This is a genomic window from Maribacter sp. UH1, assembly GCF_056839145.1.
Genome location: NZ_CM166387.1, coordinates 3,266,118 through 3,279,066, shown reverse-complemented (window position 1 = coordinate 3,279,066; position 12,949 = coordinate 3,266,118). Strand labels below are relative to the sequence as shown.

Genomic DNA, 12,949 nt, shown 5'->3' with positions numbered 1-12,949 from the left:
AACAACATAAATAGCCAGTATACAACATTTTTTTAGCCAAGAGCTAAAAGGGTGCTTTATTTGTTTTAGTACTACTTGAAACCATACCGATGATTACTAAAATTAACTCGAACATTAAATTATTACTGTTTTTTCTAATTGCATTAAGCTCCTTTTTAGGAACTGCACAATTAAGCGACCTTCATTATTTACCACCAATGAAGCAAGGTCAAAATAATGCAGCTATACAGAACCAAGCCATTCATTTATCTACTCCAGAAACGACACCTTTCAACGTTTACGCGTATCAAGGTACTTCTAACACAATTGTACAGACGTTTACCATTGACAGACTTAACCCAGGTTTATGGACCCTGGCAAATGGGGATAACAATATTACCCTTGTAACTAATGCAAACACTGGTACGGTACTTACAAATAGTGGTTTGCGTTTCATTTCTGCAGGTGGAGAAAAATTTTATGTCAACTACAGAGGTAACTCTGGTTCTCAAGCTGCATCACTGACAGCAAAGGGTAGACAAGCAATGGGTACTAATTTCAAATGGGGAGGTGTGCCAAACAAAGGTAGCCACTCTTCAAAATCTAACACATTGGGTATTATGGCAACCGAAGACAACACAACAGTTGTTTTATCTGGATATGACCCCGGTTGTGAATTTAGAGTAGATAATGACAGAGCCGGTATTACTGCCAATTCCCATACCATAACATTAAATGCTAATGAGTCTTTTGTTTATGAAACCTACATAGGTACATCGCCAACACAAGCTCATGAAGATGGTTGGATCGGGGCTTCTATTGTTTCTACAAAAGATATAGTAATTAGTAATGGTTCTATGAACTTTGGTAGTCAAGATGGTCAAAGTCATAGAGATGCCGGTATAGACCAGCCAGTACCTATCAATAAATTAGGAAAAGATTACGTATTTATCAGAGGTAATGGTTCTTCTAGTGGACTTACAGAATTCCCATTGGTAATAGGTACTGCAGACAATACTCAAATATTTGTAAATGGCAGTACCACGGCAATTGCTACCATTGATAATGGTGAATACTTTAAAATACCGAGCACCTATTATTCAAGCAATTCAGCAGGTGCGAATATGTTTGTACAGACTTCTAAAGATGTTTATGCCTATCAAAGTTTAGCTGGTGCAGCCGCAAATTACACTCAAGGTCTAAACTTCGTAGCTCCGGTAAACTGTTTATTACCAGATGTAATGGACAATATACCTGATATTAGAAATATGGCCGGGACGGATGTTACCGGTGGATTAACGATTATTGCATCTGTAAACACTCCAGATGCCAATGTAAAAGTATATGAAAATGGTGTAGAGGTTTCTAAACCAGCTTCTGATCCGGTTGCCGGATCAGATGATTGGAAAACTTTCTACATTCCAAATTTAGATGGTGATATTAACGTGACATCAACCGGACCAATGGCTATTGGTTTTTTCGGGTTTAATGGTGCTCGTGGTGTTGCAGGATATTTTTCTGGGTTTGATACTGTACCAGAAGTTGTACTACAAATTAATGGTGGTACTGTAGGAGAATGTTTTTCCGGGTCAAGTATTTTTGAAGCCTCAGATGATAATTTTGATGCCTACCAATGGTTTTTTGACGGTGTAGCTATCCCTGGTGCTAATTCATATGATTATGCAGCAACCATTGCGGGTGATTATTATGTAAGAGGTACAAAAGGACCTTGTACATATGATTCGCAAACCATTAAAATTTTCTATTGCGAACCAGATGTTCAAATTAAAAAAACTGTTGACAAGCCTGAAATAACCGAAGGTGAAACCGCGACTTTTACCATTAGAGCAGAGAACTTATACTTCAACGATATAACCAATTTACAGGTTACGGATAACATTCCTGAAGGACTTACATTAGTACAAGCAACAACAATAACAGGAACATTTAATGGTAGTGTTTGGAACATTGGCACACTAGCACCCGGTGAAGTTGCCTTTTTAACTTTAGAAGTAACCGCAGACGAAATAGACATCTTGCCTTTACTCAATCTAGTAAATATAGCTACGAATACCCAAGACCAAACGGACGCCAATATTACAAGAGATGAGCCTTCCGCCCGAATTATAGTCCATAACGATTTTGACAATGACGGTGTTGTAGATAGCGTTGATTTAGATGATGATAATGACGGTATATATGATGCTGTTGAGCAAATGTGCATCATATCTAGTGATGTTAATTTCACCTCACCATCAAGCACTGTACAAGGTGGTACTGCGATAACTGAAATTTTCTCTAATTACGCAGGTTTTTGGAGAAGTTCTACAAGCTCAATAAATCCTGTATTACCAACCTTATCACATGAATTGTTGGCATTTACCACTGGTGGAACAACTTTTACAACTGGGGTTGCAGACGATGACCTTTATGACGCTAACGGGAATGGTTTATTTGATGGCATAGACTCCAATAATGATGGAATTGCGGATATTTCTGCAACAGAATCTAGCTGGATGGCTTTGACACCTTCAAATAATATTTATAGCGAAGCAACCTTTGAATCTAATTTAAATGATGGGAATGAGGATAATGCTTTAGGATTAACTATTATAAATGACCCTACCACAGACGCATTAAATCCATTGTTGACCCACGGCCAAAATGGACTGGACCTTGGTTCTGGTATTGTAAACATTGGCGATACATGGACTTATGAAATAGATCCCATTGTAGCTACCAATGTTGGCGATGGTATACCAGATATATTATTGACCCAAGTTGCAGACCCAAGTGGTGTTGGGCACGTTGTAAGTCTTTATGATGCCACAGGTGCTCCTCTAGGAAATGCAGTACGTGTGCAAGCTTATAGTGGCGGAGCACTTGCCGATGTTGTAGGTAGGTACAGATTAGATATTTACCACTCAAACGGAAGCATTTTCTATACTAATACCACAAGAGATTACCGTTTAGCAACAGTAGAATTATCAGAATTTGGTATCCCTGCTGCTAATTTAGCTGACGTTTCTTATCTACGACTACAACTAAGTTCAAATGCCGATGTTGCCTTTTTATCTTATAATACAGCATCTTTTTCTGGATTTTGTGCAAATCTAGATACTGATATGGATGGCTTACCCGATCATTTAGACTTGGATAGCGATGATAATGGTTGTAGTGATGCCAACGAATATTATAAAGATGATGCAACAGATGGTGGTGATGGTGGTGAATATGGAACGGGAGTTCCTGCAGTTGACCCAACTGATGGTACCGTAAATGCAGCATCTTATACTCAAGTATTTGCACCGGTAATTGTTTTAGGTAACACCTCTGAATTATTAGGTGGTACGGATATTAATGGAGAGGATGTTGATTTAGGTGATACGTACAATTATGTATTAAGATTTCAGAATACGGGCGATGATCATGCAACCGGTTTTACAATCAAAAATGTATTACCGGACAATGTAACCTTAGATGATATAAATATTGATGATGCCCCGGGGGTAACCAGTAGTTATGAAGAAAGTACTAGAACCATAACATTTACTATACCAGATGCTTTGGTTGAAATAGATGATCCTGAGTATAAGATAAAAATAACGGTTTCCGTTGCCGGCGACTGTTCTGAATTTGTAGCGGCATGTGCTTCTCAATTAGAGAATCATGCATATGCAATTTATTCAGGCACTTTAAATACCAACACTTTTTCTGATGAAGATGGTAGTAACCCTGCAGGTGCTTGTACCACTACTCTAGAGGTAGCAGCCAACAATGTTTCTGATGCATTGGCAAATTGTAGCGTTGCACGTACAGTAGAACTTTGTGGTGCTAGCGGTACACTTTCTGCCGGTATAGGTTTTGATACCTACACTTGGGCAATTGACACAAATAATAATGGTGCTATAGATGCTGGAGATACAATTTTAGATGACGGTACGTCAAACACGTTGACAGTAACTACAGTAGGTAACTATATAGTAGAGAAAACATCAACATCTGGTTGTGCAAACCATACAGAACTAATTACCGTTGAGCGTTATGGTGAAACACAGACCAATCCTATCATTAGTTATTTAAACCAAGTGAATAGTGACAGTAATCCTGATAATGATATTCAGGGAGAGACCGTTACTTGTTCCAATGATAATAGTGACATGCCACATATATTTCTTTGTGGTGAAACCGACAGTGCATTTATTCAATTAGGTATAACCGATGCTTTAACCATAAAGTGGGAGAAACTTGACGAAACAAGTTGTAACGTTGCTACTTGTGGAGATGTTAGCGATAATTGTGCGAATACAGCTAGTGGATGGACATGGAACGAGGAAACAGATACCGATAATTTTACAGTTACCGAAAGCGGTAAATATAGAGTTGTTATAGGTTATGAAGGCGGATGTTTCAGTAGATTCTATTTCAATGCATATCAAAATACCTTGGACATTCCTGAGCCAGATTCATCTGATATCATTTGTGATACCGAAGGTTCTATAAGAGTAATAGATTTAGGTAGCGGTTACGGTTATCAATTATATGATGTTGAGAATAATTCAATCGCAGTACCATTTAGTGCTGGCCAAGGTCCAAATTTTGCTATAGCAACTAGCGGAACTTACATAGTACAAATTACACAATTAAATCCTTCAACAGGTGCACCAATTGAGAACAGTTGTGTATTTGAAACCGAAGAAATAGGTATTGCAGAAAGAATTTTTGAGACAACAATAGCTTCAACTCCATTTGATTGTACAGATGCAGGAACAATTTCAATACAGGCATTGAACGTTTCACCAGAATATAGCTATGAGCTTTACTTCGATAACGGTAGTGGTGGAAAAGGAGCCTTGGTAGCCAATAATTTACTTTCTTCTGACAACACGTATACATTTCCAGGTCTTTCAGCAGATGATTATGTTATTGTAACGACTACTGTAGATGGTTGTAGTGATGAAAAAACTATAACCGTAGACGAAATTCCTGAATTGAGGTTAACAGCATCAAATCAAGATAATATTACCTGTACTTCCGGTGTTATTAATTTAACGGCTACTGGTGGTACAACAGGTTATGAATACGCTATCTACAGTAAAGATGGTGTTGCTCCATATGCCGATGAAACTACAATTCCTGATTCGGATTTTACATCTAATCCAACATTTTTATTCGGATATGATACTGTTTCTTCTGCATATATTCCTAATGAAGATGGTGATTATGTATTTGTAATAAGAGATGACAATGGCTGTTATGGTTTATCCAATATGGTAACTATGGATGATTTAGGATCAATTACCATAAGTGCAACAAATACGGATATTATATGTGCAGACTCTGCCACGGCTGTTTTAACGATAACTGCATCTGGTGGTAATGCTCCATACCAATACAGTCTTGATGGAGGTACAACGTACCAAACGGAAAACTTCTTTAATAATTTAGCTGCTGGCACCTATACCATTACGGTTATGGATACTAATAATGATCCTGGTAATGCATGTATAGAGACTTTAGAATATGAAGTTACCCAGCCATTTCTTTTGACGGCATCTCCTTCTATTATAGAAGATGCCTCATGTGATACTTCTGGTGCCACTACCCCTACTGCCTTGGTAAAGATTTTAAATGGTAGTGGCGGTCAAGCTCCTTACCAATATAGTTTTGATGGCGGTAATACTTTCTCTGGGGTAGATGAACAACGTTTAACACCTGGTACGTATCAATTAGCTATAAAAGATGCTTTGGGTTGTGAGACACCTTTAGAAATCACTGTACCTACAGCCGCAATAGACCCTACTTTTACTAATGATATTACTTATGAGTGCGATGGGGACGGCGTAGTAACAATTACTCCTTCTAATACAACAGATTTTACCTATACCTATAAATTAAACGGTACGGATAACACACCATTGGATAGTAATATTTTCAATAATGTCGCATCGGGTACTCAAACAATAACAGTTGGGTACACAAGTTCAATTGCTGCTTCTCAAAGCACATTGTTCCTTGAAGATTTTGGAGCAGGTGTAACTACGCAGATTGCAGAAATTGGCGCAGGATATTGCTATGAACCACAAGATGGTACAGATACCGATTGTAATTTAGGTCCTGCAGGGATTCTTGTAAATGCAGAATATGCAGTAACGAACAGAATAACCAACCCAAATGCATCTTGGAGAAGTCCTAACGATCATTCTGGATTAACAGATGGTAGGTTTATGGCAATTGGGGTAAGTACCTCAGCCGGAGATAATAATATTTTATGGTCAAGAACAGGGTTAGAAGCTTTACCAAATCAAGAAATAACGATATCATTCTACGCTTACAACATATTAATTGACAATGCTTCAGGTAACGATCCAGAGATATTGGTAGAATTAGTTGACGGTTCAGGCACTGTAATCAGTAGTCAGGCAACAGCAGCTATTCCTCAAAACAACAATGCAGACGACTGGCACCTAAGAACGGTTACTTTTAACCCAGGTGCAAACACGGCAGTTGGTGTTGTATTACGTACCAACCTTAATAGTGACAATGGTAACTTCTTGGTATTAGATGATATTCAAGCTTCACAGACTCCTGAGCTATGTGAGCAAACAGAAGATATTACAGTTGTTGTAGAAACAGGAAAAACTTTTGAAGTAGCTATTTTAAGTAGTACTGACCCAACTTGTAATGGAAGTGACAATGGTAGTATCCGTTTTGAAGTTTCTAATTTTGATCCTATCGCAGGTTATCAATATTCAATTGATAATGGAGCAACTTGGGTTACGGAAACAACATCTCCGATTACTACACCAACAACTCTTGCCGATGGCACGTATAGTGTTATGGTCGAAAAAATAGACGATAATACATGTACAGCAACCTCTGCGACTTCAGTTACGTTGACATCACCAAATGCATTAACTGCAAATCTTGAACAAAAAGCAGAATTCACATGTTTTAATACAGGTGCTACTTTGCAAGCATCTGCAGATGAAGGCACACCTGGTTATGAATATCAATTAGAGTTAACGGATAATACTGTTATACGAGTCTTTAGTACATCAGCACAATTCTTGAATGTACCTGCAGGCGATTATCATGTTCGAGTAAGAGATCAAAATAATTGTGAAGTTATTTCAACAACAACGGTAAACGTAATTCAACCAGATACAATTGCTTTTGACTTAAACGCAACGCAATGTTATGACGGTCAAAATAATGGTACTGTTACAGCAACAGTAACCGATGGTAATGGTAATTACTCTTTTAGAATTAACGGTGGAGCTTGGCAAACGCCTTCAACAATTACAGACGTAACATATACATTCAGTAATTTATCTGAAGGTACATATGATGTTGAGGTCAATGATGAGTTTGGTTGTGCTTCAGCGATACAATCAATAACAATAGCTCCGACTATTTCATTAAGCGTAGTACCTGTAAATGCAAGTTTATGTGGCGATGGTAGTTTAACGGCAACTGCATCAGGTGGTGACAATAATTTCATGTATGCCTTTGTTCCTACTGGAAATACAGTAACTGATGCTGATTTCTCAATTAGTAATTCAACAACAGTTGCACTAGCTAATATTGGAGATTATGATATTTACGTAAGAGACAAAGCTAATGGTACCGATGCTTGCCAAACTATGGTAACTGAAACAATTGCTGCCAACCCAGATTTAGCTATCTCTACACTGGTAACAGACCCAGATTGTCATGACGGTAGGGGTACTATTGTGGTAACCGTTGATGACGGACTGTCACCTTATGATTATGAATTGGTAGATGTTAATAATGGTATTGCCGATCAAGTACAGACCAATGTCATTGGTGGTACTAAAACCTATTATAATCTTGCACCGGGCACATATGAGATTATTGTAACAGATGGTGGCGGCTGTTCTGAAACAGAAACAGAAACGATTACAGCACCAGATGAGTTGACTGCAGATATAAAATTAATATCTGTTGAAGACTGTAGTGGTATTGATTCAGATTTTGGTTTCGATTTCGAAAATGTTACTTCAGGTTTGGTTGGAACTATTGAATATAGTGAAGATGGTGGTAGCACATGGCAAACAACACCTAATTTTAGAACTGGACTAAATTCAGGAGATGAAGTTTACCCTTCATTAAGAACTGTAGATGGTAGTGGCAACTTAATTTGTCAAACAGATTTTCCAAGAGAAATAATACCATATCCACTAGATGACCTAGATATTACTACTTCATCCGTAGTTGAAAACTGTGATGAACTAAAAGTTAAAGTACAAGGTGCAGAAGGTGTACCTGGTTACGAATATGCATTTTCTAATGATCCGGCAAACTTTGATGAAAGTACAGCTACTTGGCATACAGGAGGAAATACCGATTTAGGTGGAAACCCGGTAACTGCTGGTCATGGTATCTATGAATTCACCAATTTAATACCAGGTAGAACTTACGTTTTCTATGTTAGAGATAGCAACTCACCTACTTCATGTATTAGACAAAGTACGGTTAACGTAAATGAAATATCGGGCGATTTACCTATGACCATAACCGCAGATATTAACCCATCTTGTAGTTCATCAGACAATGGTGCCATTACGTATTCGATTGTAGATGAGGATGGTATTGTTGAACCGCAAATGGAATGGTTTTTATATGATACAAGTGGATTAGAAATTACAAATAGTAGCGGTATTGTACCTTATACAGATACTATAACGATTACTGGTTTAGCACCAAACGAGTATTATATTGAAGTAAGACAAATAGATAGTTCAGATAATGAACAATGTATTAGTGCAAGTGAAAACGAAATTCTAGATGAATTGGATATTATCACTGGTACACCGCAATCTATTCAAGATATTTCTTGTGAGAATCCAGGGTTAATAGAAATCACTAATCCGTTAGGAGGAGGCGGTACTTATGAATATACTGTAACTGGTCCTGTTACCATTACGGCAACTGGCGATAACCCTATAGAAATACCTGCTGGTTCACCAGCTGGCACATATACTGTAACTGTAGAAGATCAATATGGTTGCTCATACATACTTGGCGATGTTCCAATGAGCTTTACAGATGCACCGATAATTGTCGATGTTGAAATCGCTAATTGTGAAAATACAGCCACGGTTGAAATTGATGCTACAGGCACAGGCACCATTCTTTATTCTATTGATGGTGGTAGTACGTATCAAAACAACGGCGGTATATACAATACTGTTGCTGCCGGTAATTATACTATTTATATCAAAGATGAAACTGGTTGCACAGAAGATACCAATATAGTGGTACACCCTACCCTACAAGCATCGGCTACCTTAGATAAACAATTAGGTTGTGGTGCCGGTTTTGAGGCTGAAATAGCTATTGAAGGTATTTCAGGTTCTGGAAATTATGAGTTTGAAATTCTTGACAGCTCATCAGCAGATGTTGAAACAAGACAGACACTTACTGGTGGAGCCATGAACGTAGCAGTTAGCGTACCTGACAACACTGTAGATACCATTTACACAGTTAATGTTTATGATATTGGTACTACATCACCAAATTGTTTTAGAACTATTGATGTAACCATACCTGCGGCCATTCTTCCAGATTTCACGGCAACTCCTATTGAGGTTAGTTGTTCAGGTGCTGATGACGGTAGCATAGAGTTGGTTCAAGTAAATAACGGTAACAATCCGTTGACCTATGTATTAGACCCAATGCCTGCTAGCGCATCTTGGGATGCGGCGACCCAATCTTTCACCGGGCTTCCAGGTGGATCTTATGATGTTACCGCTAGAGGACCAAATAACTGCCCTACAGTAAAAACTGTGGTTGTAGATGAAAATGCAGCTGTAGCATTTACTGCTCCCGTTCCTGACCAATTTGGTTGTGCTACCGGTAATGACGGTGACAATGCCACAATTACCATAGATGCTTCAACATTTGCCGGGGGTAGTGGTACATATAATCGTTTTGAATTCATTGATGATGCCACTTCTACTGTATTACAAAACAGTAGTGCATTAACCTATACGCATACAGATGTGGCTGGTGGTGATATTATAGTACGTGTATATGATGACGAAGGTTGTTCTGCAGAACACATTGTTACCATAGACCCTTATGATACTTTTGTTGACGCAATTATTACTGTCGACAGAGCATTAGATTGTGTTAACAGTGGTGAAAACATCACTATTAATGTAAATAGTGCAGTTACCAATACCACGGCAAATCTTGCTAACTACGAGTTTAGAATTTTACCATCTGCAACATACCAAACAGGTGATAATGTATTCACGAATTTGGCAATTGGCACGTATACGATTGGTATTAAAAATGTAACTACAGGTTGTGAAATAACACGAACTCATATCGTAGAAGACCCTAATACTTTTAGTATTGAGGTAAATAAGCTTTCTGATGTAGTATGTTTTGGAACAGATGGGGCTATTGAGGTAACATTTACAGATGCTACATATACTGGGGATTTTAACTGGGAAGTTGTAAATGCCGACGGAACAGCTACTACACGTACAGATGATGCCGCTACTTTTGCAGGAACTGGAACAACAGCTTCTATTCCGGTAGCAGCAGGTAGCTATATTTTAAGAGCTTCACAAGTTGGAACTCCGGAATGTGTACAAGAAAGATCATTTACGATAACATCACCTAGTGCCGCAATAACTTTAGCGACCATTGCAACTACAGATGTAGGTTGTAATAATGACATGGGTACTGCAAATATTACACCTAATGGTGGTGAAGCGCCTTTCGATATTGTTTTAACACATGTTAGTTCAACAACAACTTATACGGCAAATCAAGTAAGCGGTAATTTATTTACAGGTTTAAGTGACGGTCAATATACCGTAGAAGTAACCGATAGTTTAGGTTGTACAGAAACCTTTACCAATGCATTTACGTTGACGCCTCCAGAACCAATTGCTGCTAATATTCAAACAGTTGTAGGTTTAGAATGTGAAGGTGATACGGACGGAATAATTACAGCAGCGTTTACGCCAAGAACAGTATCCACAAATTACAGATACATTCTTAATACGTATGATGGTGACGGAGCTGGAGCTAACCTATTACAGACATCTAGTTCTCAGACTACAGCAACATTTATGAATTTAAGATCAGGCTATTACAGTGTCACTGTTCTAGATGACTTAAATTGTTCTGATGAAACTAATATTGTTGAAATTGCTGAACCAGTAGAAGTTAGAGGACAATTAGTTACTGAGCAAAGAGCAACTTGCCTAGATGATGCACAACTTTTATTAACCGCTTCTGGTGGTACAGGTCCATATATGTGGAGTATCGATGGTACGTCTGCATTCAATGCCATGAACGAAACCAATGGTCCTAACACCCATTTATTCACAGGTGTTCAACCAAATACATATCAGTACTATATTCAAGATAGTTTTGGTTGTGTATCGGTTATAAGTAATAGCGTTACTATAAACCCGATTGTTCCTTTAACTGTTACCCTAGATAACGACAACCCTACCATTAGCTGTAACGGTGATGATAGCGGGGTTATCAATGCAGAAGCACAAGGTGGATTAGGTAATTATCAATATGCATTATTTTCTGATGCAGGTTTTACCAATGAGGTTCGTCCAAATCAAGCAACTGGTTTATTCACCGATTTATTGGCTGGATCATATTATGTAAGGGTTCAAAGTGATGATTGTGAAGAGTCATCTGCATTGATCAATATTACAGAACCAGACGCATTGGTTATTGATATGGCCAATACTACTATCAACGATGTTACTTGTAATGGGCAGGAAGATGGTAGCATTACCGTGAATATGATTGGCGGTTCTGGTACATATCAATATGCAATCTCACCAAACTTAGATCGTTTTAGCGATGACAATACGTTCGACGAATTGGCACCAGGAGATTATATTATTATCGCTCAAGATTCTAATGGTTGTTTTGAGCTAATTGAAGCTACCATTGTAGAGCCAGAAGTATTAGAAATAACAACAGAAAGCACTCCTGAAATTTGTGTAGGTGAAGAAGATGGAACTATTGATTTAACCATAATTGGTGGTACCGCTCCATATAGCACTCGTTTAGAATCTGAAACAGATTTTGTACAAGACAGATTAAACTTTACCAACTTGGCAGCTGGTGATTACATCATCTTCATAGAAGATGCACAAGGTTGTGAGGAAACAATAATAGTTACCATTGATCCCGGTGTGGATCTAGGAGCAACCGTAGAGCCTGTTTATGGCTGTAATGGCACAATACCTAGCAACTATGTAAATATTATTTTAAATGACCCAAGTATAGAAAATGATGTGCTATTTGGATTAGATACTGTAGATCCTTTAGAAATGCAGTTAACACCAATTTTCAGGGATTTGACTCCTGGTACGCATTATATCAGTATTTCTCATGCAAATGGTTGTTTAACCACCTACGATGTTGAGATATTGGCATTCGATCCTCTTGAAATTACCGTTGAAGAAAGTAATATCAATCAGATCACCGCAACGGTTGTTGGAGGCAGAGAAAACTATACTTTCTACTTTGAGGATGAGAATAGAGGTTCTGAAAATGTATTCTATATTACCGAAACGGGCACTTATGCGATTACCGTAGTAGATGAAAACGGATGCGAAGCAACAGCTAGCCTGTTCATTGAATTCATTGATATTGAAATTCCTAATTTCTTTACTCCTAATGGTGATGGCCAAAACGATTTTTGGATGCCGGATAACATAGAAGTTTATCCAGAGATTTTCATTAGCATCTATGATAGATATGGACGTTCAGTTTACACCTTTAAGGATAATGAAGACGGATGGGACGGATTCTATCAAGAAAATGAGTTACCAACCGGAGATTACTGGTATGTTATTAAATTGAATGGTGCAGCGGACACAAGAGAGTTTGTAGGAAACTTCACCTTATATAGATAAACAAATTATTAAGAGGTGGCAATATAGCCACCTCT

The 12,949-nt window shown here is 38.1% G+C and carries 1 protein-coding gene; it reads left to right on the top strand.

Annotated elements, in window-relative coordinates:
* The first annotated feature begins 89 nt into the window (after positions 1-89).
* A complete protein-coding gene (locus tag UH1x_RS14225) occupies positions 90-12,914 on the top strand; it encodes a T9SS type B sorting domain-containing protein (protein ID WP_482622450.1) in 12,825 nt (4,274 codons plus the stop codon).
* Positions 12,915-12,949 lie beyond the last annotated feature (35 nt).

Coding starts and splice junctions, on each gene's coding strand:
- UH1x_RS14225 (WP_482622450.1), top strand. CDS start 90: ATGATTACTAAAATTAACTCGAACATTAAATTATTACTGTTTTTTCTA.